Source organism: Nostoc sp., assembly GCF_036917455.1.
Classification (GTDB): Bacteria; Cyanobacteriota; Cyanobacteriia; order Cyanobacteriales; family Nostocaceae; genus Nostoc.
The window spans coordinates 46,317-68,347 of record NZ_JBALDK010000062.1 but is presented as its reverse complement, the minus strand read 5'-3'; the positions used below and the strand labels follow the sequence as shown (position 1 = coordinate 68,347).

18 protein-coding genes are annotated in these 22,031 nt (G+C 42.6%); 12 read left to right on the top strand and 6 right to left on the bottom strand.

What is annotated here, in order from left to right:
- Window positions 1-629: 629 nt before the first annotated feature.
- The 4 genes from V7K42_RS07240 to V7K42_RS07225 all read left to right on the top strand — a co-directional run bounded on the left by V7K42_RS07240 (window position 630) and on the right by V7K42_RS07225 (window position 3,178).
- Complete coding sequence (locus V7K42_RS07240; RefSeq protein WP_334887065.1) at window positions 630-815, top strand: hypothetical protein; 186 nt, start codon at window positions 630-632, stop codon at window positions 813-815.
- 423 nt (window positions 816-1,238) lie between these two features.
- Complete coding sequence (locus V7K42_RS07235) at window positions 1,239-1,751, top strand: inorganic diphosphatase (RefSeq protein WP_094327814.1); 513 nt, start codon at window positions 1,239-1,241, stop codon at window positions 1,749-1,751.
- Between the two features lie 129 nt (window positions 1,752-1,880).
- Window positions 1,881-2,264, top strand: a complete 384-nt coding sequence (gene panD / locus V7K42_RS07230) for an aspartate 1-decarboxylase (protein WP_094327815.1) — start codon at window positions 1,881-1,883, stop codon at window positions 2,262-2,264.
- 11 nt (window positions 2,265-2,275) lie between these two features.
- On the top strand, window positions 2,276-3,178 hold the full coding sequence (locus tag V7K42_RS07225) for an MBL fold metallo-hydrolase (RefSeq protein WP_334914855.1): 903 nt from the start codon (window positions 2,276-2,278) through the stop codon (window positions 3,176-3,178).
- A 148-nt stretch (window positions 3,179-3,326) separates the two neighbouring features.
- Here the strand turns inward: V7K42_RS07225 and V7K42_RS07220 are convergent, their stop codons facing one another.
- Both V7K42_RS07220 and V7K42_RS07215 read right to left on the bottom strand, forming a co-directional pair.
- Window positions 3,327-4,544 carry an HhoA/HhoB/HtrA family serine endopeptidase gene (locus tag V7K42_RS07220; protein ID WP_334914853.1) on the bottom strand — a complete coding sequence of 406 codons (1,218 nt, stop codon included), beginning with the start codon at window positions 4,542-4,544 and terminating at the stop codon, window positions 3,327-3,329.
- A 618-nt stretch (window positions 4,545-5,162) separates the two neighbouring features.
- Window positions 5,163-6,485: a D-alanyl-D-alanine carboxypeptidase gene (locus tag V7K42_RS07215; RefSeq protein WP_334914851.1), complete on the bottom strand. Its 1,323-nt coding sequence runs from the start codon at window positions 6,483-6,485 to the stop codon at window positions 5,163-5,165.
- A gap of 229 nt (window positions 6,486-6,714) precedes the next feature.
- Here V7K42_RS07215 and V7K42_RS07210 point away from each other — a divergent pair, with 229 nt between their 5' ends.
- Entirely contained in the window at window positions 6,715-7,449 is a 735-nt protein-coding gene (locus V7K42_RS07210) for a DUF1995 family protein (protein ID WP_334914850.1), read from the top strand.
- 197 nt (window positions 7,450-7,646) lie between these two features.
- Here the strand turns inward: V7K42_RS07210 and V7K42_RS07205 are convergent, their stop codons facing one another.
- Window positions 7,647-10,457, bottom strand: coding sequence for an ATP-binding protein (locus tag V7K42_RS07205; RefSeq protein WP_334914848.1), 2,811 nt, complete (start codon window positions 10,455-10,457; stop codon window positions 7,647-7,649).
- 151 nt (window positions 10,458-10,608) lie between these two features.
- Between V7K42_RS07205 and tmk the strand changes: the two genes are divergently transcribed.
- Window positions 10,609-11,244 (top strand): dTMP kinase, encoded by a 636-nt coding sequence (gene tmk, locus V7K42_RS07200; protein ID WP_334914846.1) that lies wholly within the window; start codon window positions 10,609-10,611, stop codon window positions 11,242-11,244.
- Between the two features lie 70 nt (window positions 11,245-11,314).
- On the top strand, window positions 11,315-12,247 hold the full coding sequence (gene rbsK / locus V7K42_RS07195; RefSeq protein ID WP_334914844.1) for a ribokinase: 933 nt from the start codon (window positions 11,315-11,317) through the stop codon (window positions 12,245-12,247).
- Between the two features lie 289 nt (window positions 12,248-12,536).
- Here the strand turns inward: rbsK and V7K42_RS07190 are convergent, their stop codons facing one another.
- The gene (locus V7K42_RS07190) at window positions 12,537-13,451 is read right to left on the bottom strand and encodes a hypothetical protein (protein WP_334914843.1); all 915 of its coding nucleotides are present in this window, start codon (window positions 13,449-13,451) and stop codon (window positions 12,537-12,539) included.
- A 100-nt stretch (window positions 13,452-13,551) separates the two neighbouring features.
- On the bottom strand, window positions 13,552-15,036 hold the full coding sequence (locus tag V7K42_RS07185) for a galactose oxidase-like domain-containing protein (RefSeq protein WP_334914842.1): 1,485 nt from the start codon (window positions 15,034-15,036) through the stop codon (window positions 13,552-13,554).
- Between the two features lie 607 nt (window positions 15,037-15,643).
- Here V7K42_RS07185 and V7K42_RS07180 point away from each other — a divergent pair.
- From V7K42_RS07180 to V7K42_RS07160, 5 genes are all read left to right on the top strand, one after another.
- Entirely contained in the window at window positions 15,644-16,699 is a 1,056-nt protein-coding gene (locus V7K42_RS07180; protein ID WP_334914840.1) for a glutathione S-transferase family protein, read from the top strand.
- A gap of 53 nt (window positions 16,700-16,752) precedes the next feature.
- Entirely contained in the window at window positions 16,753-17,637 is an 885-nt protein-coding gene (locus V7K42_RS07175) for an aspartoacylase (protein ID WP_334914838.1), read from the top strand.
- Window positions 17,638-17,869: 232 nt separating this feature from the next.
- Window positions 17,870-18,853, top strand: a complete 984-nt coding sequence (locus tag V7K42_RS07170; protein WP_334914836.1) for a polysaccharide deacetylase family protein — start codon at window positions 17,870-17,872, stop codon at window positions 18,851-18,853.
- 163 nt (window positions 18,854-19,016) lie between these two features.
- Window positions 19,017-19,256, top strand: a complete 240-nt coding sequence (locus V7K42_RS07165) for a hypothetical protein (RefSeq protein ID WP_334831684.1) — start codon at window positions 19,017-19,019, stop codon at window positions 19,254-19,256.
- A 216-nt stretch (window positions 19,257-19,472) separates the two neighbouring features.
- Window positions 19,473-21,071, top strand: a complete 1,599-nt coding sequence (locus V7K42_RS07160; protein WP_334914834.1) for an Hsp70 family protein — start codon at window positions 19,473-19,475, stop codon at window positions 21,069-21,071.
- 217 nt (window positions 21,072-21,288) lie between these two features.
- On the opposite strand, the gene V7K42_RS07155 is transcribed toward V7K42_RS07160, so the two are convergent.
- Window positions 21,289-21,828 carry a L,D-transpeptidase gene (locus tag V7K42_RS07155; RefSeq protein WP_334914832.1) on the bottom strand — a complete coding sequence of 180 codons (540 nt, stop codon included), beginning with the start codon at window positions 21,826-21,828 and terminating at the stop codon, window positions 21,289-21,291.
- Window positions 21,829-22,031 lie beyond the last annotated feature (203 nt).

Sequence of the window (22,031 nt, the reverse complement as noted above, 5' to 3'; positions counted from 1 at the left end):
ATATTACACAGATTTGAAGTTGAAATTATTAAATATTTGTTTGGTAGTATCACTGAATCCACGCTGCTCAACACAGTTGATGTATCTGTATTTATTCGGTAGCTATCATTGGTTACATAAATAATTCCGACTCATTTCTTATTTTGTGTCAAATATTTGTGTGTATAACTACCAGATAACAATCAAAAGCATAGGTAGATATTCAGTGCAATTGCTGTTATGTGTCCTGTATCACAAATTAGCAATTCCAGTAAAATAACCTTATCAAAGGCATTTTAGAATGTTATAATCATGAAGTATCAGACAAATATGTTTTGCTAATTAATCTTTAAGCAGCGAAAAAATGTAATTTATGATGCTGTCAAAGTTGGCTTTGCGTATGCGAACCATTACACCATACAGGGAAACATCTGAAAATATTAATTACAAAATAAAACATGATTTGTTTAGTTGTAACTTTGTATTAAGAACTCTATGTATCAAAAGGCTATTATGACAGTTGTATAACTGGTTTAGATTGTAGGATGCTACACATTCTACAGTTTAAAAATAGCTAATATAGCATTTAATACTCTCAATTAGAGAGTAGACCTACACCTACACAGTGTTACGAATAACTTCAATTTTGTATGAATTCAAATAGCCAGTCTGCCAATCCCGACACATATTCCCAACGTTTGGCAGACATTGTGGGAACTGCGATCGCTCTGTTGACCCTCACTCTACCCGTATTTGTCATCGCTCACTATTCTTCAACTAATGTTCAAAATAACCAGCAACCCCCGATCCACAACATTAAAGCAAGTCAAGATTGATAAAGCTTGCTAATAGCATCTCACCAACAGGAGAGCTACAAAAAAGGAGAAAACTGATTTTGATAGAACTTCTGGAGATGTGGATGTAGTTAATCGAGAATAACCTGAATTTGCATTGTGTAACTCCAGGTTTCAGTTGTCTTGACAGAGTAGGGGCACAAATCCCTCCAACAGCAATCAAGGACGGGAAAAAATAATCCCCTCTTGGAAAAAGCGTTGCGAAGTAACTTCGCAACGCTTTTTCCATTTTTTGGTGTAATTCAAGGAAACTGTCCAGTAGGGGAGATGAAGGAGAAATAACCAGCCCCCAATCCCATAAAATGAATACCTTGGGAAGAGATCCCCATATTGCCCTAAAATTCTACACGGGGAGCGAAGCTGAATGAGTGCCCCCATGATTCACTGTTATCAGAGGACTTTTTTGTGGATTTATCTCGTATTCCTGCCCAACCGAAACCCGGTCTGATCAACGTTCTGATTGAAATTGCTGGCGGAAGTAAAAATAAATACGAATACGACAAGGAACTAGAAGCCTTTGCTCTAGACCGAGTACTTTATTCATCGGTACAATATCCTTATGACTACGGCTTTGTACCCAATACTTTGGCTGAAGATGGCGATCCCCTCGATGGTATGGTCATAATTGATGAACCAACCTTTCCAGGCTGTGTTATTGCTGCACGACCGATTGGCTTCTTAGAGATGATTGACGGTGGCGATCGCGATGAAAAAATCCTTTGTGTTCCTGACAAAGATCCGCGCTACACTCAGGTAAAATCCCTGAAAGACGTAGCGCCACACCGCTTAGATGAAATTGCCGAATTTTTCCGTAGTTATAAAAATTTGGAAAAAAAGGTGACTGAAATTCTCGGTTGGCAAGATGTAGACAAGGTTGCAGCTTTAGTAGAAAAATCCGTAAAAGCTTATAGAGGATAATAGAGGAGTTAGGAGTTAAGAGTTATAAATTTTTATTCCTCACTCCTGTAGAGACGCGATTAATCGCGTCTCTACTTATAACTTTCGCTTGTTACGGATCGCAAAAACTGCCACCAACCCTAAAGCAAAATGCAGCGTACTCTCCTTTTGGCAAAAATTCATAACTGCACCCTCACAGGGGCGAATATCAACTACGTGGGTAGTATCAGTATTGATGAAACCCTTTTGGAAAAAGCTGGTATCTTACCTTATGAGCAAGTGCAAGTAGTTAATAGTGCCAACGGTCAGCGCTTTATTACCTATGCGATCCCGGCTCCAGCCCATTCGGGAGTAATTGAGCTAAATGGGGGAGCGGCACGTCTAGGCATTATTGGCGATCGCTTGATTATAATGACTTACGGGCAGTTCACTCCAGAAGAGTTAAAAAATTACTCTCCTACAGTAGTCATTGTGGACGAAAAAAACAGGTTGTTGGAAGTTCGGCGCTACGATGACCTGCTCGTTAAGGTCTAATTTCAAGGAAAATGTCAAATTTTGAGTTGTCGGATTCCCAGAGCAACATCCCTGAAAAATCTGCTCCCTTGCCAAGTAGCCCAGCAGGTGAATTTATCGTGCAATTCTGGGGTGTACGGGGTTTAATTGCCACCCCAAGTAGCGATACCAGTCGTTATGGTGGTAATACTGCTTGTGTAGAAATGCAGGTAGCGGGAAAACGCTTGATTTTTGATGGCGGTACTGGTTTACGGATACTGGGTAAAGCTTGGCAAGAACTACAACAGCCACTACAAGCCCATTTATTTTTTACCAACTGCCAATCAAACCGAATTCAAGGGTTTCCCTTTTTTGCTCCCGCATTTATTGGGGAAAACTGCTTTCATATTTACGGCACAGCTGCCTCAAATGGAGCCTCAATCAAACAATGTCTGTACGATCAGATGCTCCAGCCCCACTTTCCTTATCCTTTACAGGTAATGCAGTCGGAATTGCAGTTTTGTAATCTGACTCCAGACAGTGATGTAAAATTAGATGATGTCACCATTACAACTGCATTAATTAATCAAACTCAGCGCTCAGTTGGCTACCGAGTTACTTGGCAAGATTATAGTGTCGCCTACGTCACCGACTTACACCAGAATGCCGAACAAGTTGAGCAAGAGCGGATTTTAGAGTTTATAAAAGGCGTTGATTTGCTCATTGCCAATGCCACTTATACTCCCCCGACCTCTCACAACCATGATTCTGCTGAGTTACTTTGGCAAGCTGCGGTGAATGCAGCTCTAAATGCTGATGTTAAACGGCTAGCCATTTCTCATCATCATCCAGATGACCATGATGATTTTCTTGACCAAGTTAAAGTCGATGTTAAATCTGCTTTCCCTCAAGCAATATTAGCCCATGAAGGTCTAGTTTTAGCTGTTGGTAAGTGATTTAGACTGCTTAAACGGACATGACATGACACTTATAAATAAGGAGTAGCCTCATGGTAGACATTCCCAGCCAGAGACTGGGAACGAGAAAAAGGTTATTCTAAACTGCCTTTCAGCTTAAGTTGACACCCGTAACAGATGTATGTGTCTAGGACGCATTTTGCAACTCGGCTGTGCGGATTGAAAGCTGCTGTGTCTGATTACCTCGTTGCACTTTTACCTGTAATACTTGACCAAGACGACTGTCTTCCACAAAGTTCTGCAATTGTTCAGCGCTGGTAATAGCTTTACCATCAACTTGCAGAATTACATCGCCGCGCCGGATACCGGCAGATGCAGCTGGAGAATTGGGGACAACTCGCATCACAAAAACACCATTAATTTCTGGTATCTGAATCGGAGAGTTGGGATCGGTATTATTTTGCTTGGCAAGATCGGGTGTTAAAGTTAGCATTTGCACACCTAAATAGGGGTGAGCAACTTTGCCATCACGTTGCAGTTGCGCTGCGATCGCTTTAGCTTTATCAATAGGAATGGCAAATCCAATACCCATCGCATCGGGACGAATAGCTGTATTAATGCCAATCACTTCACCTTGGCCATTTAATAGCGGCCCGCCAGAGTTACCTGGGTTAATAGCGGCATCGGTTTGAATGAAGTCTAAGCGTTTGTCGCTAATGCCGACTTGAGCGCTGGAACGTTTGAGGGTGCTGACAATTCCTAAGGTAACGGTGTTATCAAATCCTAAAGGATTACCAACTGCGATCGCCCAATCTCCTACTTGGACATTAGTGGAAGAACCCAAGGGTGCAACTGGTAAATCGTTACCAGCATTAATTTTGACTACTGCCAAATCTGTAACTTCATCAATACCTTTAACTTTCCCTTCAAAGGTGCGGCCATCTTTGAGTCGGACTGTTACTTTATCAGCCTTATCGACCACATGAGCATTAGTCATAACTAAGCCGCTCTTGTCAATAATGAAACCTGAGCCTAAACCGCGCAACTGCTCAGAAGACGGCATTTGTTGAGAGAAACCGTCACCAAAAAACCGACGGAAAAACGGGTCTTCCATAAATGGATCGACGCGACGAGTAATTGTTCGCTCAGTATCAATCCGAACAACTGCTGAACCAACACGATTTACTGCTGCTGTGACAAAGCTAGTACTACCGATCGCAGCCGTAGCTGGTGATTGGCTTTGAGCATTCACTTGTGAAGTATCTTTAGCTATGACTATGGGTGCGGGTTCGGCTTGGGAAGGCAACACCTGTAATGTGCTAACCGTTAACAGTACTCCTACCGCGATCGCTAAAACATAACTACTGAGTTGACCTATAGACCTGGGTAATTTGAGAAATCGCATAATCACAACCTAATTTATAAGCCTAGAGGCTGGGAGCAGGGGAGAAAGATTCGGAAATTTCCTTGGAATCAAGGGTTTTAGAGCCAATACATTGATGTATGGGGTCTTCTCCCCTGCCCTGAGTCCCCTGCTCCCTTTCCTCTTGATGTGACAAATCTATTTACAGTTATTTTTACTTCAGGTTTCGCCCAATCTCCCCAATACTCTAGTTAGGGCATTTTGCGAGTTACCTGTAATCAACTTAATGGAAAATTTAACTCAAAAGCTATTATGGACATTTACCCTTTACAAGTTCGGTTTTTACCCATCAATAAGACTTTTGGATTGCTAACAATACTACAACTTTCAAAGTAGTGACACCGATAAAAAGGAGATAGGGGACAACGGGAGCAATGCGATTTTGTGAGCAGGGGGAGCAGGGGGAGCAGGGGAGGCAGGGGAAGAGAAAGAAATAAGTGTATTTATAGCTATAAAGGTCGTAAAAAATACTAAAGTTTTCTCTTCACTCCCCCTGCTCCCCCTGCCTCAAGAGCTCTTTTCACAAGGATCTCACTTTTTCGCGTTGCTCCCGGGGACAACCATGCTCGCTTTTGGTTCAATACTAAATCGGATGATAAACTAACTTTTGAATAAAATTTCATTCCGACTGCTTGCACCTAGCTGGGGTAAAGAGTTGATGGCTGAGTGGGGAGTTAAAGCAGTCGGAACAGTTAGAGGTAATTGTAATTGTTTGACAACACTTTGTAGTAGTTGGTCTTGTCCAGTTCGGAAACCCCAAACATTTGTACCACGGTTGATAATGGCAAACCAAACCAAACCGCGATCGCGTGTGGGCATGACTCCGGCTAAAGCGCTCACATCTCGGAGAGTACCAGTTTTGATCACAGTAGCAAGGGGAATGTGTCTGCTATGTACTGTTCCTCGGTGATCGAATCCAGACATGGCGAACAAGTCACCCAGATTTAACTGATGGGCAGATGCCTCAGCTTGAATAGCCATAAACATGGCACAAACAGCCCTAGGGGAAATGCGGTTTTCCGGCCCCAGTCCAGAACCATTGATTAACTGAATTTCTGCTTGTGGGACTCTTGCAAGGTTAGCAGCAGTAGATTGAACTACAGTTGCTCCTCCCACTGAATCTGCTAGCATCTCTGCCATATCGTTGTTACTGTAAACGTTCATTTCCTTAAGGAGTTGCTTTAAGGGTAATGAACGATGACGCAGTAACAAAGTTTGTTGAGGGTTTGGTTGAGCCTCAACTTTCACCGTACCCGCAATCACGACTTGAGGCTTGGGCGTTCCCTTAGGCATGATTGAGTATGTATAAAGAGCGGGGCGGCCCCAAGTGGCCCGATTTAGTGTTTGCTTGAGCATCATACCCGCCAGCATCGGTTGACGTTGGAAATTCATGGCAAAACTGCCATTAATGATTAAATTTCCCTTTACCTGTTTGATGCCCATTTGATTGAGAGTATTACCAAGAGCGATCGCTTCTTCCCAAACAAACAAAGGATCGCCACGGCCTGTAATCACCAAATCGCCCTGTACAACTCCATTTACCACTGGGCCAGTGACACTCACTAAAGTATCAAATTGGTAATCTGGCCCCCAAGTTTTCAAAGCAACTAATGAAGTGGCAATTTTAGTTAAAGAAGCAGCCGGCAGAGGTGTCGTACCTTGGTGATTTGCCATCAGCATTGGCCCCGACTGCATCCAAATTCCCTGACTCTCAGCCAGATTTTGCGCCACCACCTTTGATGTTATGAGCTTTTTCAGATATTCCTGCACCGTAGTCGCCCCAGTTGGATTGGGATCGGGCGCAAGAACTAAGCCAGGGCTACTTTGCCAAGTTAAGGCATCCAAGGCATCCATAGGCTTGATTTGTACCCCGGCCATTTCCAGCCAGAGTGACACCAAACCTGAACCCAATAATTCCAGCATTTTTTATTCCTCTATAAGGATCTGATATGTTGTTTACTGTGCTAATATACAAGCTTTTTTCCGAAAATCAGTATTGAGCCATAATAACTGGTGTTTTTCTCATCTGGAAATAGCACTTTTTTGTCATCTTGATTCTGACACCGATGTTTGGTCGATCGTCACCGTCTGTCTACTCAATAAGAGCCAATACTGAAACAATAAGAGTAATGCTAAAGCGACATCATAAACTATGAGTGAACTTCCTAACAGTCTTGAAGATGCGATCGCCCAATCTCGTGTAGCTGTCCAAGCTGCCCTTGCAGATGGTTGTACTCGCTTGCAAGTTGAGTTCCTGTTCCCAGAACTCAAGTTTATGCCCGTGGCGGAACAATTTGTGCCCGTGTTTACAGATTATGATTCCCGTTTGAAGATTTTCTTTGCTGACGCTGGTGCTGCGGCTCTAGCCCGCCGCAATTGGGCAGATGCACCATTTCAAATTTTAGATATCGGTACGGGAAGGACTGCTTCTTTACAGACAAAAATTCAGCCAGAGGATGAAATTTTCTTGTTCGTTGCTCCCACTTCCGTAGAAGTACCGCAATTGGAAAAGTTATGTGAACTAATAGGCGATCGCCCTGTAGTCTTTTTAAATCCCCGTCTAGAAGATTCTGGAACTGTGGGCATTGGTTATGCAGCAAGGCAAACTCGCCTGCGTTTTACCAATACCATTGAATCCTGTTATTACCTGCGCCCCATAGACGAGCAAAGTGCCCTATCTCGCTCCTACCCAGGACAGTGGGAAGTTTGGCTGGAAACTGACGGCGAATATCAAAGAATTGCCGAATTACCCACAAAACCGTCGGGTGATGATTTGGATCAGATCCTTTTAAAAGGACAACCGCAAACAACAACCGATGCAACACCTGCGAGAAAACCCAGTGTGTTTAAGAGTTTGCAACGGTTCTTAAAGGCTTTGAGTAGTTAGCAAAAAGCAGAGGAGCAGGAAACTCGCTCGTCTGCTGCTTCATCATTTAGTGTAGCGGATGTGCGGTGCTATTCCCTAAATCCTTTGTGATATCATGTCTGGTTAAACAATGGTCATTGCGAGTGCAACGACATATCACAAATAATTTGCCGGACATGATATTAGTCTGCTTTTTGAGACTTAACGGAAAAAGTCAGTTAAAGAGTTTGCTGCTTAAGCGGAATTACAACTACAAATTCTGTACCCTGTCCAGGAGTAGAAATACATTGTAAGTTTCCCAGATGTTTTTGGGTGATAATCTGGTAACTAATAGATAAACCTAATCCCGTACCTTTACCAACTGGTTTCGTAGTAAAGAATGGTTCAAATAATTGTTTTTGGACGTTTTCGGGAATGCCTGTACCATTATCAACAATGCGAATAACTACCTGATTTTCACTAGTAAGTTGAGTATGAATATAAATTTTGGGAGGAGAGAGTGCTGCTTTCTCTGCTCCCCATTCACCATTTTCCACTGCCTCTTCTAAAGCATCGATCGCATTTGCTAGAAGATTCATAAATACCTGATTGAGTTGTCCAGCATAACATTCTACTAATGGTAGATCGCCGTACTCTTTAATCACCTGAATTGTTAGAGAGTTAGATTTTGCTTTGAAGCGATGTTCCAGAATCATTAATGTATTATCTATACCCTCATGGATATTCACAGCTTTCATCTCTGTTTCATCTAACCGGGAAAAGTTTCGCAGAGATAAAACAATTTCTGTGATTCTTTCGACACCGACTGTCATAGAAGTTAGCAAATTAGGCAAGTCTGCTATTAGGAAATTTAAGTCGATCGCTTCTATTTCTTCTTGAATTTCAGTTACTGGATTAGGATAGTTTTGCTGGTATAATTTCAGTAGTTTTAGTAAATCTTCAATATATTGATTGGCATAACTGATATTGCCATAGATAAAGTTGATTGGGTTGTTGATTTCGTGCGCTACACCTGCTACCAACTGCCCCAAACTAGACATTTTTTCACTCTGCACGAGTTGAGCTGCTAGCTGCTTTGCCTCTTGGCGCAATTGTGCTTCTGAGTATCGCAATATCTGTTCTGCTTGTTTGCGCTGGGTAATGTCGTGGAGAATGACAACATACTCTTGAAAATCCTGATGGGGCCTGTCTGAGATGGAAACTTCCAGGATTTTGTTTTTGCCATTGCGGAGTAAGGTTTGTTCGCTGCGCTTTGTCCACTCGTCTGGATAATAGACTAATGCAGTTAGCCATTTGTTGAGGTGATTTCCTCGCAACTCGGATGGGTTAACACCAAAGAAAGATTCAGTCGCCGGATTCGCCTGTTGAATAATGCCTCGCTCGTCCACAACTAAAATACCATCCTGGGCAACAGTAAACAGGTGTTCGGCAGCTTCACGGGCTTCTGCGATCGCCACCACTTGCGGTAAACTTGTCCAACAAGCGATCGCCACTCCCACAAATGCTACCGTCATCAGCAGCACCACAAATAGATTTTCACCCCCCGCACTTGCCGCTTTATTAAGTTTGTCACCAAATAACCAGCCAGCTGCCACTGCGCTGCACAGTAAAAAAATTAGGATGCTCACCTGAAGAACTACTGAGTCCTTGATAATTACCACAGGACGCGATTTATATCGCCGCATCCACCAACTGGGGTGGAAGGGAGGGAAATTCACCCGGCGAATCACCGCATCTATTCCCATAACGCCAATGGGAAATAATAGCCCAATTAGCAAGTTGAGCCAACCCCAGGCAAATCCACCCACCACTAGCACCACAACTTCTAGCAGCAGAATCGCCAGAGATATGCGAGGGAACAAAACTTCCGGGCGATCGCGCCGCAGCCAAAGCCCCAAATGCAATAACATAAACGAGACAAACCAGCCGACATTGCCAACAGCTACGATTCGCGCGACATCTCCCCAAATCAGATAGATTAGACACAACACCAGTGTTAAGGTTAGCGCGGGCACAAACACACCCCGGCGTGACACAACGGAAAACACAGGTGAAATGTGTTTGTCTAAAGCCAACTGATACAAAATCCGAGGACAATTAGAAACAACCGTTGCCGAACCTAAAAGACTTGCAGCCACCAGCAAAAAGGAAACACTTATAGCTGCTGATTCTCCCCAGAAGGGGTGGGAAGCTGCCACAAGATTCAGAAAAGCATTGTCTTCAAGGCTTGGATTGGTTGCTAACCGCATCATTACCCAAGATCCCCCCAAAAAGATGGGTGGCATCATCCAAGCCGCAACCTCTAAAAAGCGCAACGTTTGGGTGGGTTGACGGCTATCGGCGACGAAAGAAGAAGCCGTTTCACAGCTATAGGTGGCATAAGTGACGAAAAAGAACCACTTGGCCCAATCCACAAAACCTAAAGATGACCAATTGTTAGGAAAAAATCCCGGACTAACATTAGAGAACGCTAACCAGCCCAAACCCTGTATGCAGAAAGTGATTAGTAGTCCAAAGGCTGGAATTATAAAAAACAAATGTAAAATACTCAGGGCGCGAGTCCCACTAAACGCCACGATAAACGGCAACAGTGTAAAACCAATATTCAGCCATATTTCTGGACAGCCAATACCCAGCGCCTCCAAATTCACCTTAATCAAATCTTTGAGGACGATGGTATTAACTGCCAGGTAGGAAACCCAGTTGAGGAGGTATCCAATTGCGGCATAACAAGCTAGTGCTGGGTAGTTTTGCAGCAGCTTAGTAGCATAATTAGGCGTTCCTCCAGCCACATTTATAAAATGCATACCCAAGCGTTTTACCTGGTAGTTGAGCAGCATTCCGAAAATCACCGCAGGTATCCAAACAAAAATAGCTTGGGAACCGAGAGCAGCATGAATTGCTGGAACCAGTGCTGTCCAAGAAATATGAGCCGTCAAACCGAAGCCCCAACTTTCTACAGCACTTAGGCTTCTAGTCAAGCGAGGGTAAGAAGATTGGCTCAAAGTGGGATGAGCAGGATGGGACATGGTTGGCAGTACTGGGTGGGATACTTTAATTAAGCTTATTAGCTAGAGTTCCCATGCTAGAAATATTCTGAACAAAGAGTTTATATTCAAAACCTTCAGGTTATTCTTGATCGAACGTCAGCGAATAAGTTTATTGCAGCGAACAAATAGCATGGGTGGCAAACTAATTGTATTTGAAGGTGTGGAAGGCTGTGGCAAAACCAGCCAAATGCAGCTTTGTTGTCAGTGGTTGGAAAGTCTCAATGTTTCTGTGGTGGTAACTCGTGAACCAGGTGGAACAGAGTTAGGCTTACATCTTCGCCGTTTGCTACTAGAAAAGGCAGAGGATAAACCAGTTGCTGAAGTGACAGAACTTTTATTGTATGCTGCTGACCGATCGCAACACGTGGAACAAGAACTTAAGCCAAATCTCGCAGCCGGGAAATATATTTTATGCGATCGCTATACTGACTCTACCATCGCCTATCAAGGATATGGTCGCGGTTTGAACATGAGTTTAATCAATCAGCTTAACTATATTGCCACTGCTGGCTTAGAGAGTGACTTAACTATTTGGCTAGATGTCAATGTCGAAGTCGGACTAGCTCGCAAACGGGGAGATGGAATAGGATTAGACCGCATTGAACAAGAAACGATCGCTTTTCATCGGCGCGTTCAGCAAGGATACGCAGAGTTAGCAGCATCCCATCCCTCAAGAATTGTACGGGTAGATGGCAGCTTGAGTAAAGAAGCTGTACAACGCGCAATTCAAGAAATTTTGCGCGTACACCTGCACTTGATGAGGTAAAGCGATCGCAGACTTTAACCGCGATCGCTTGCTGTACTATTAGGCTAAATGACTTTAAATATCAACAAAAATGAGTATTATCGTCTTCGGCAGCATAAATATAGACTTGGTAGCAAAAACACCTAGGTTGCCAGTTGCTGGAGAAACGTTGCTAGGAGAAGAATTTTTGAAAGTTTCGGGAGGTAAAGGAGCGAATCAAGCCGTAGCATTAGCAAAATTGGGAATTCCTACCCAAATGGTGGGGCGTGTAGGTGCAGACGATTTTGGTGTGGAACTTGTCAACAATTTGCAAGCATCTGGTGTGCAGATTGGCAATATTTTCGTCGATAAGACATTTAGTTCTGGAGTCGCCATCATCGCTGTAAATCATGCTGGGGAAAATCAAATTATTGTCATTCCTGGTGCAAATGGGTGTGTCAATCAAGAAGACGTAGAACGATTGTCCAACTTATTACCAGAAGCTACAGCACTGCTTTTACAGTTAGAAATTCCGATTACTGCCGTGGTTGCAGCCGCTAAAGCCGCAAGAAAAACCAAAATCAGGGTAATTCTCGATCCAGCACCCGCACGATCTGATTTCCCAGATGAACTTTACCCGTTAGTGGATATTATTACACCGAATGAAGTTGAAGCCGCGCAGTTAGTAGGTTTTCCTGTGGATAGAGAGGAACAAGCAGCAAAGGCTGCTGAAGTTTTATTACAACGGGGTGTGAAATGTGCGATCGTCAAACTGGGTGCTAAAGGTGTTTTTTGTGCCACTGCTGAGGAAAAGTTTTTTGTCCCCGCGTTTCCAGTTCATGCGGTTGACACAGTAGCTGCTGGCGATGCTTTTAATGGCGGCTTAACTGCGGGACTTTTTACAGGACTTTCTTTACATCAGGCAGTTGTTTGGGGTGCAGCAGCAGGTGCTTTGACGACAACAAAACCAGGCGCACAAACTTCACTACCCGATAGGTTGACATTTGATGCGTTTCTTAGAGAAAGGGCATCTGTCAGGGATTAGAATAGACCTCTTGTATAAGTCGAATAGACCTTCCTTAATCCCCCCTTTATAAGGGAAGAAACTTGAAATCTTGCGCCTTCCCCAACACATCGGGGAGGGTTGGGGAGGGGTGATTCAAGGATTTTTGCAAGAGGTCTAATAAAGCGACTTTTGTCAATCAATTAAAATATTTATTGGTCATTGCTAATAGTGACTAATTGATCGATGACTCGAAAAGCATAAAAAGCCCTCAAGGAAAGACGAGGGCTTGGTACTTTTTTGCTAAATATCGGTATCGGCTGACTCCCTTTTACCCACGAGCAAGCGTAATCTGAGTAACGTCAAAGTTTTGTAGCCGAGTCATGTTTCCACTATTTTTATCTACGCTATACACAACATTAGGTGTCTCATACCTCATAGCTCCGAAGGCGAGGAGTTGACCTGTTGCAGAGCAAACTAAGCTTTGTAAGCCATTATTCAATGCTTTACCATCAACTTTCAATTGTGCCAGTTCGATCGGCTTTTTTTGATTTGAATCTAGCTGCACTAAGGTTGTATCACCATTTAGTCCAATTAAAGACGTATAGAGTTTTCCATCTGGACATTCAGCTAGATTGATGATCCGCCGATCATTCGGGAATTTAATCTTACTAATAGGACTTATCTCTCCTGTTTGAAGGTCAATATCTACCAATATAATGGGTGGTGTCCCGTTCTTTTTACCTACTAGGCCGATGAGTCGCCCATCAATAGTGCCTAGCAAGCTTCCAAGCTGTTGATTCCTTTTAAGTCCTGAGACTATCAAAGTTTTTACAGGCGTACTCAAAAATGTAAGGCGAGTAGGTGTTGCCTGTCTCCTACTAGTCGTAACAGGAGTAATGGCTACAACAAGTGTGCCATCGCTTAAAGATGTGAAGCCACTCAATATCTCATTAGGCTCTAATAGAGGTGTACTTTTATCTCCAAGTACCTGAGAATTTCCTGTAATTAAGGATTGCAAAACAAGTCCTACGGGCTTAATAACCGTGGGTACGATATTTGGGGCAGTGTTATCATCTGATTCAGTGATGTTTACCTCTGGAACAACCGTTTGGTCAGTAGTGATGATAGAGCTAGAACCTATACCTACAATATTTAAATTTGGAATATTTAAGCTTGGTGTTTGTGCAAAGGCTTTATTGCCTAGATAACTAAGCCCAGATGCTACAGTTCCAGTAAGTGCCAACTGGCCAAACTGTCGACGTGAGAGCTTGTAATTCATATTTCCACTCCTAGAATTAATGACTTTTATTAAGTAGTTGTGTATTGAACCTAAACGGGTAAGGCTAAAATATTCGCGTCCAGGTCGCTACTGAAGGTGTCCCATTGTTGTCACTAATAAAAAGCATGTACCACCCTGGTGGTGCGATGTTTCGATTGTCTGTTACCGTGACATTGAGAGAAGTAGCATTCCTAAAATTAATCGGTACATCCACCAGCCTTTGTTCTGTATCACAGGAATGGGTGGTTGCCATTGGTTTAATCAAACTGACCCATTTAATATTCGCAGCCTGGGGTGTCTGAATCGTAAATTGCAGCCCGTAGTTCAAGGTTTGAGGAGCGCTCTGAATAATTGGTCGTGACTGCGACATGTAGGCAGGACTGTAGATTTCTAATTGCAGTTCATTGACCCTCCGTTGAGGGTTGCCCCCAGCTGTGGCTACCCTACCATCTGGCAGGAGCAAGGCCACTGAGTGATATACGCGAGGCACATTTTGTTTAGCTACTGCTGTCCAGGAATTTGTGACTGGATTGTAGATTTCTGCTGGTAGCATTGATTGTGTTGTGTCCTCATTCATTTTGCTACCATTGCAAACAAACACTGTGCGATCGGGTAACAAAACTGCGCTATGATGCTTGCGAGCGTATTTTAGAAAACTCGATCCTACGTAAGTTGGGTTAGCAGCTTTTAGATTTACAATATTCACCCTATTTGTTGCCGTATTACTACTACCCCCACCAATAATCATCACCCTTTGGTCTTGTGCAGGTGGTAAAAGTACACTGGCAGCTTGATCGCCGAAAGCTGGGTCTTGCAGCCCTGACACCACTTTTTCTGCAATGGATTGTGTAAATGTATCTGGCAGGGTTAATATCCTTGGTGTCACTCCACTTCCACCCATCTGAGCGCCTGAATAAAAGATGTTTCCATTACTTAACAGAAACACATGTGGGTATGACGGTAAGGCACTAGTTATTGGAAAAGCGTTCCAACCATTTGCAAATGTAGCAGAATAAATTTCTGGTTGTCTGTTGAGCTTGCCATCTATATCAAGCCCAGCCACTGCTAATATCCGACCACTGCCTAGTGTTAACACACTAGGATACCAGCGACCATTATTCATTGATGGCTTGTTGACCCATTTCTCGGTAATGGGATCAAACATCAGAGCAGAGGGTAAACCATAGAAGGGATCGTAGCGCAGAGTTCCACCCGCAACCATCAACATACCATCAGAGCGGAAGGAGTGACCAGCGCAAAAAAGGTCAATAGGGTTATTATTACTATCCAATGGAGGCGCTTGACGGGTGAAGGTTCCGTTGTTTACATCCCATAGCACACTGTCATAGAGAGAATTTAACCGATTGGGATCGTTACCTGAGCCACAGAAAAAGAATACTTTACCAGTACGAAGTAGGGCGGCATGTATGGGTAGGATTGGGGCATTGTACGACAATACTTGCCATCTATCTGTGGTAGTAGTCTGAGCGATTAAAGTCCCTAAATCTGTTTCCTCTTGGAGGTTAGTCTCGCTATTAAATTGAGTCACTTTATTTACAATTATTCCTACGTAAATTTTGTTTTTTATTCTTTTTTTAGTAATCTCTTCCTAAACTTATATCTATACTTCTTTAGGTTCATTGACTGTTAAGATGTGATGTTTTTTATAACAAGATAAAGTAAAATCCCTTGTGCTAATAGTAATTACTCTGTTAATAATCAATGCTATCAAGTATCTAATTAAGCTTTGTACTGGGTTGTTGAGGTCAGGATCAACGATGCTTTTAAGACGACACATAAACGCAAAGAGAAGTTTGAGGGGTCAGTTCTCTTTGCTGATATATTTGGGAAATAGGGTGCCATTGGGGATCGCTGGCTTAATAATTGTGTTTTTGACCTTGATTTTTGACACTATTATTTATTGATAAATGGTTGATAAGCTTAACTTGTCAGCAATAAGCTGATGTTACAAAAGTTACATGCATACAAATATGCAATTTGAATGACGATTAGCTTATAAATTTTTTATAAAAAATATGATCCAAAGCACAGACAAAGCGTAGTAGAGTAGTAAAATTCAGAGCAAATTGTAAGCATCAAAATATAGTTAGTAAAAACATTGATAACGTCAATCCTCCTAAAGCAAGATTGTCACTATGAGCAATTCAACTCCAATGGATGACGAAAAAAATTCCCCAAAGAAAAAGGGTAAGACACTTCCTCCAAAGCTAATCATTTGGCTAGGAAAGTTTGTCTGGACGACTATGTGGCAGATAATGATGTCAAAACTTGCCCCTAGCAATCAGTCGGGAGCATATATTCGTCCTAATAGTCAGTTTCGCAAGTTTATTAGCACAGAAGAAGGAAATCCGCACCCACCAGCAGCAGGACGCTACAAACTCTATGTTGGGTTAGGTTGTCCTTGGGCGCATCGAACCCTGGTTGTGCGATCGCTCAAAAAACTTGAAGCGGTAATATCAGTATGTATCGTTTCTCCTTCTCCCATTGAAGGCGGTTGGATATTCAACCAAGAAGAAGAAGGTTGTCGCACACTGGCTGAATTTTATCAGTTGACTGAACCTGGTTACAGTGGACGCTCTACAGTTCCAATTTTATGGGATAACCAAACGAAAACTATCGTTAATAATGAGAGTTCAGAGATTATCGTCATACTGAACTCTGAGTTTAACGAGTTCGCCAGCAATCCCACACTCAATCTTTACCCGGAAGCACTCAAAGAGAAAATTGACTGGTGGAATGAGAAAATTTATCACGCGGTAAATAACGGTGTGTATCGCTGTGGCTTTGCCCAAACCCAAGAAGCATACAATCAAGCTTGTAACGAACTGTTTGCAACTCTTGATGAGATTGACATTGCATTGCAAACTAGTCGATATTTATGTGGGGACAATCTGACGCTTGCAGATGTCCGTTTATTCACAACGTTATTTCGGTTTGATAGTGCCTACTACGGGTTGTTTAAGTGCAATAGACAGCGAATTCGAGACTATCACAACTTGGGAGCTTACTTACGCGATTTATATCAGCTTCCCGGTGTGGCTGACACCTGCGATGTAGAAAGTGTAAAGCGAGACTACTACGGGAACCTATTCCCACTCAATCCCGGCGGCATTATTCCCGATGGGCCTGATATGTCTTATCTTAATCAACCATCAGGGCGCGATCACATCGGCACAGTGAATGCTTCATAGGGTACATTGATAACTGATACCTCGATGGCTGCACGTCTGTAGTTGATGTAATTGTGAACCAGATTAATCGAGTTGCAATTGTCGGTGGAACTCATGGTAATGAGTTCACTGGGGCCTATTTAATCCAAAAATTTGCCCAGTTTCCTAATTTGATTGCTAGACAAAGTTTTGAGACAGTCACTCTATTAGCAAATCCTAATGCTTTTGCAGCAGGGAGGCGATATGTAGAAAAGGATTTAAATCGCTGTTTTCTCCAGCAAGATTTGCAAGATCCAACTTTTAACAGTTACGAAGAATTGCAAGCTAAATCAATTCAAAACACCCTATCTTCAAAAAAAGATAAACAAGTAGACTTTATCTTAGACTTGCACAGCAGTACAGCTAATATGGGTCTGACAATTATTTTGGTAAACAGTCATCCCCTAAACTTGCAATTAGCCGCTTATCTCAGCCAGATTAGCCCTTTGGTAAGAGTTTATCGCTGCTCTTTTAAATCAATTGCAGAAAATCCATTTGTCAATTCTTTGTGCGAATTAGGCTTTGCGATCGAGGTTGGCCCGATTGCTCAAGGACTCTTAAAAGCAATGCTGTTCCAACAAACAGAGGAACTTGTCTATGCGGTTCTCGACTATCTAGAACAGTTTAACCAGGGGGAAATTTCATCAACTAACAAAACCTTGATTCTCTATGACCATTTATCAGTTGTGGACTATCCAAAACAACAGAATGGTCAAATCTTTGGGATGATTCATCCAGAGCTTCAAGACAAGGATTACCAAGCCTTGAACCCAGGAGATCCAATCTTTTTAACTTTTGACGATAAAACAATTATTTACGAGGGTGCATCTACCGTTTGGCCGATTTTTATTAATGAGGCAGCTTATTACGAAAAAGGAATTGCAATGTGTTTGACTCAGAGACAGCAAATCAATATTTAGGATGTTGAAAATTTTTGTCCGATCGCTTTTTCTTGGAACTAATGATATAAATTGAGCATCATAACCTAGAAAATATGCCGATCCTAATTTATAATTCCTGTAACTGTTGAGATGTTGAATATCCAGTTGGACACATTCCTAAGGAATAAAGTAAAGTTGCAGGTTCTTAAATCCGTCTTTCTAAGACTTAGTTAAATTTACGCTTAAAATTGTCCAAATACTTAAATTCATAATGAAAGCGAAGCGACCAGGAAACAAACCAATAGCCAGTCTTTCTTTAGACTTGGATAACGTTTGGTCTTTTCTAAAAAACCAGGGCGCTCCGGGTTGGGAGACTTTCCCCTCTTACTTAGATATTGCAGTCCCTCGTTTCTTAGATATTTTTCAGCAGTGGGATTTGACAATCACAGTTTTCATTGTGGGTCAGGATGCAGCCCTGGAAAAGAACACCAAAGCATTACAAGCGATCGCTAACGCCGGCCACGAAATTGGCAATCATTCATTTTACCACGATCCTTGGCTACATCTGTATTCAGAGGATGAAATTGAACAAGAGGTGGCGTTGGCCGAAGAACATATCAAGCGCGTCACTCATCAACATCCTATCGGCTTCCGGGGCCCCGGATACAGTTTTTCTCCTGCGGTATTGAAAGTCTTGGCACGACGGGGATACGAATATGATGCTTCGACCTTCCCCACATTTTTGGGCCCCATAGCACGAGCATATTATTTAATGACCTGTAAACTGAGCAAGGAAGAACGCAAGAAACGGGAAGCCCTGTTTGGTGGTTTTAAGGATGGTTTGCAGCCTTTAAAACCTTTCCAGTGGAAGATGGGTAAGGATAAACTGACTGAAATTCCCGTTACCACCATGCCAATTTTCAAAGTGCCAATTCACTTCAGTTACATCATGTATCTCAGTACATTTTCTTCGGAAGTGGCCCTACTCTACCTGCGAATTGCCCTTTGGCTGTGTAAACTTACGCGTGTCCAGCCTTCTTTTCTATTCCATCCGACAGATTTTATCAGCCAAGAGGATGTGCCAGAACTATCATTCTTCCCTGGAATGAGTGTCCCTACCTACAAAAAGCTAGCAATAGTAAACAAAAGTTTGGAACTTATATCTAGCCAGTTTAATGTTTTAACTGTTGGACAACACGCCAAATCCGTAGTTGGCGCACGTCAACTACCTGTATTAGTGCCTCAAAAGAGGTAAAAAATATAATCTATGGGATTTATTCAGGCAAACTTGTATCCTTAATTACAGGCAAAATTAATTTTTACTTGTTTCATTTTTGAAACCAGCTGACATTTACTGGCAAGAATGTGTAAAGTAATTGATAGTCAACTTCTATCTTCAATTTTTTACACATCTATCTATGGTTAGAAAAACTCAACGCCTTTTGCTGCTAGTTATTTCCTGTAGTATAACTGGTGTAATTTTAGGAGGTACTGCTGCTTGGGCAGAAACTAATCTCTGCTTGGAAGACAGTAAGGTTACAAGTGACTGTCTAACTCAAGATCCAATCCAAAAAACTATCCAAGGAATGAGTACCGGATTGTTAGCTGGGGCTGGGGCGGCTTGCGGTGCAGTATGGCAGTTAAGGCATGAAGATTGAGCTTAAACTACCTACCGCTAGCCTGTAGTATCGGGTTAGTCGTAGGTTCTTTATTAATAGATAAAAACTAGCTGCACCAGAACGGACTGAATTGATATCTGGGTTGAGATACAAAGAAGCAAGCGTCTGGGCGTATTTGCATTCTTGGTAACTTATAGAGAATAATCACAGATAAAGCAGCTTTGGCCTCTTCGTGCGAGAGAATAAATATAAAATATGGCGATCGCAATCGATTTTGGTACTAGCAACACAGTCATTGCTCGTTGGAACCCAGTAACCCAGCAGCCAGAAACCCTGACTCTACCAGGTTTATCAATTAAACAAAGTCTCAATCCACCACTGATTCCCAGCTTGGTTTATGTTGAAGACGCAAGCCAGAATCAAGTCTTAGTCGGGCAACAAGTGCGCGATCGCGGTCTTGACCTCAAAGGCGAAACTAGATTTTTCCGCAGCTTCAAACGCGGTATTGGTGCAGATATCCAAGGTTATTTACCTGAACTAGATGGGAAAATTGTCACCTTTGAACAAGTAGGGCAATGGTTCCTTACCAAAGTAATTGCAGAACTAGCACCCCTACAAGGTGGGTTAGATTCTCTCGTCTTAACCGTACCTGTAGATAGTTTTGAAGCCTATCGTCACTGGTTGGGTCAAGTTTGTCAAGCCCTCCCTATCGAACAGGTGCGGATGCTGGATGAACCCACAGCAGCCGCCTTGGGTTATGGCTTGGCAGATCGAGAAAATCTCTTGGTGATTGACTTCGGTGGCGGTACTTTAGATTTGTCTCTTGTTCGGTTGGATCAAAGCGTGCAAGCAACCACAAAGCCCTTGGGATTTCTTCTAAAATGGGGTAATAAGTCTTTGGCTGAAGATTCAAAACAAAAACTTAAAACTGCCCGTGTCCTGGCGAAAGCTGGGCAAAATCTGGGCGGTACTGATATTGATAATTGGTTGGTAGATTACTTTGCCAAAACTCAAGAACTGACGGTAAGTCCTTTGACAACACGATTAGCAGAACGGGTGAAAATTCAGCTATCAACCCAAAACCAAGCTAGTGAAGTTTATTTTGATGATGAGACATTTGAAAGCTATGAATTAGAATTGAACCGCGATACTTTTGAAAATATCCTCAAAGAACACGCATTTTTTGAGTTATTGGATGAGTCGATGACAACACTGTTGCAGCAAGCAAAACGCCAAGGAATTGAACTTCCTGATATTAATGCAGTTTTGTTGGTTGGTGGAACTGTGCAATTACCCGCAGTGCAGACATGGATAAAACAGTATTTTGAGCCAGAAAAAATCCGTTGCGAACGTCCCTTTGAAGCGATCGCTCAAGGTGCATTACAGTTAGCACAAGGCATACAAATCAAAGACTTTCTCTATCATAGTTATGGTATCCGCTACTGGGATCGCCGCAATCAGCGTCACAAATGGCATTCTCTGATTAAAGCGGGACAAGCATACCCGATGAGTCAGCCAGTGGAATTAGTCTTAGGTGCTTCTTTAGAAAATCAGCCCAGCATTGAATTAATTATGGGAGAATTGGGAGCAGATACGGGTAGTACTGAAGTTTATTTTGATGGCGATCGCTTGATTACCCGCCGTCTAGATGATAGCGAAACCAGCGTCAGACCTCTCAACGATCAAGAAGGTGCGAGGACAATTGCCCAACTGACACCAGCAGGATATCCTGGAAGCGATCGCATCAAAATTCTCTTTCAAGTTGATGAGCAACGCTTTTTACGAATCACCGTTGAAGACTTGTTAACCAATGACACGCTTTTGGAAAATCAACTCGTGGCACAATTGAGTTAGAGGTTATTGAAACGGAGTCAGAAGCGCTATATTAGCGTAGGCGTAGCCCGCAGAATGATCCGCTTTTGGAAAATCAATTTTCACATTGATACTAGTTTGTTTGAGAATTAGGCTATGTCTACGACGGGCTACGCCTACGCAATCCTTAATTCATAATTGGAATCTTAATTACGAATTACGTTAGGGTAGCGGGGCGTAGCCCATTACGAATTACGAATTATTTATGCACCACTACTAAGGTTCCATAGCTAGCCCAGTTGTAAACATTGCGAGCTTGCTTAACGGGTAAATTCACGCAACCGTGGCTGACTGGAGTTCCAAAACGGTTATGCCAGTAAGCACCGTGGATGGCATAACCTTCATAAAAATACATTGTGTAAGGAACGTCAGGAATATTGTAGCCCTTGCCTCGCATTCGATGAGTGCGATACTTAGAATTAATCCGAAATCTACCTATGGGTGTGGGAGTCGATCGCTTCCCTCCAGAAATGCGGTATGAATAAACAAGTTTTTTACCTTCCCATGCACGTAACTGTTGCTCTGACAGGTCAATTTCAATCCAGCGAGGTTGGGATGTTTGCCTGAGATTAAATTCAGTGATGCCATTTTCATCGACTGACGCAGCTATAGCTGTGGTAGAGTGGCGATCGCCTGCTAACGGTGCTGACCACGAAAATAAAGTCACCACCACTAACGCCACGCTTGTACAAAAAGTTTTTGAAGAACGAATCCCACCACTGCGAATCCAGAATTGCATTATGCCTGACCTTCTAAAGTACGTAAAAATCATGAAGTGAAGGATTTACGCAATTCATCCGCTAATACTTTTCAAAACAAGTCCTAAACTAATCCGCATCTAATTAGTCATTCTTTAATGACTAAGAACAAACTTTACAAAAAAATCTGTAATCTAAATGCGTCAATGCAAACTTTTCCCGAATTAATATTTGCATTTGTAGT

Bases quoted from the DNA above. Each gene is read 5' to 3' on its own strand.
- V7K42_RS07240 (WP_334887065.1), top strand. From the start codon at position 630: ATGAATTCAAATAGCCAGTCTGCCAATCCCGACACATATTCCCAACGT.
- panD (WP_094327815.1), top strand. From the start codon at position 1,881: ATGCAGCGTACTCTCCTTTTGGCAAAAATTCATAACTGCACCCTCACA.
- V7K42_RS07225 (WP_334914855.1), top strand. From the start codon at position 2,276: ATGTCAAATTTTGAGTTGTCGGATTCCCAGAGCAACATCCCTGAAAAA.
- V7K42_RS07220 (WP_334914853.1), bottom strand. From the start codon at position 4,544: ATGCGATTTCTCAAATTACCCAGGTCTATAGGTCAACTCAGTAGTTAT.
- V7K42_RS07215 (WP_334914851.1), bottom strand. From the start codon at position 6,485: ATGCTGGAATTATTGGGTTCAGGTTTGGTGTCACTCTGGCTGGAAATG.
- V7K42_RS07210 (WP_334914850.1), top strand. From the start codon at position 6,715: ATGAGTGAACTTCCTAACAGTCTTGAAGATGCGATCGCCCAATCTCGT.
- V7K42_RS07205 (WP_334914848.1), bottom strand. From the start codon at position 10,457: ATGTCCCATCCTGCTCATCCCACTTTGAGCCAATCTTCTTACCCTCGC.
- tmk (WP_334914846.1), top strand. From the start codon at position 10,609: ATGGGTGGCAAACTAATTGTATTTGAAGGTGTGGAAGGCTGTGGCAAA.
- rbsK (WP_334914844.1), top strand. From the start codon at position 11,315: ATGAGTATTATCGTCTTCGGCAGCATAAATATAGACTTGGTAGCAAAA.
- V7K42_RS07180 (WP_334914840.1), top strand. From the start codon at position 15,644: ATGAGCAATTCAACTCCAATGGATGACGAAAAAAATTCCCCAAAGAAA.
- V7K42_RS07170 (WP_334914836.1), top strand. From the start codon at position 17,870: ATGAAAGCGAAGCGACCAGGAAACAAACCAATAGCCAGTCTTTCTTTA.
- V7K42_RS07165 (WP_334831684.1), top strand. From the start codon at position 19,017: ATGGTTAGAAAAACTCAACGCCTTTTGCTGCTAGTTATTTCCTGTAGT.
- V7K42_RS07160 (WP_334914834.1), top strand. From the start codon at position 19,473: ATGGCGATCGCAATCGATTTTGGTACTAGCAACACAGTCATTGCTCGT.
- V7K42_RS07155 (WP_334914832.1), bottom strand. From the start codon at position 21,828: ATGCAATTCTGGATTCGCAGTGGTGGGATTCGTTCTTCAAAAACTTTT.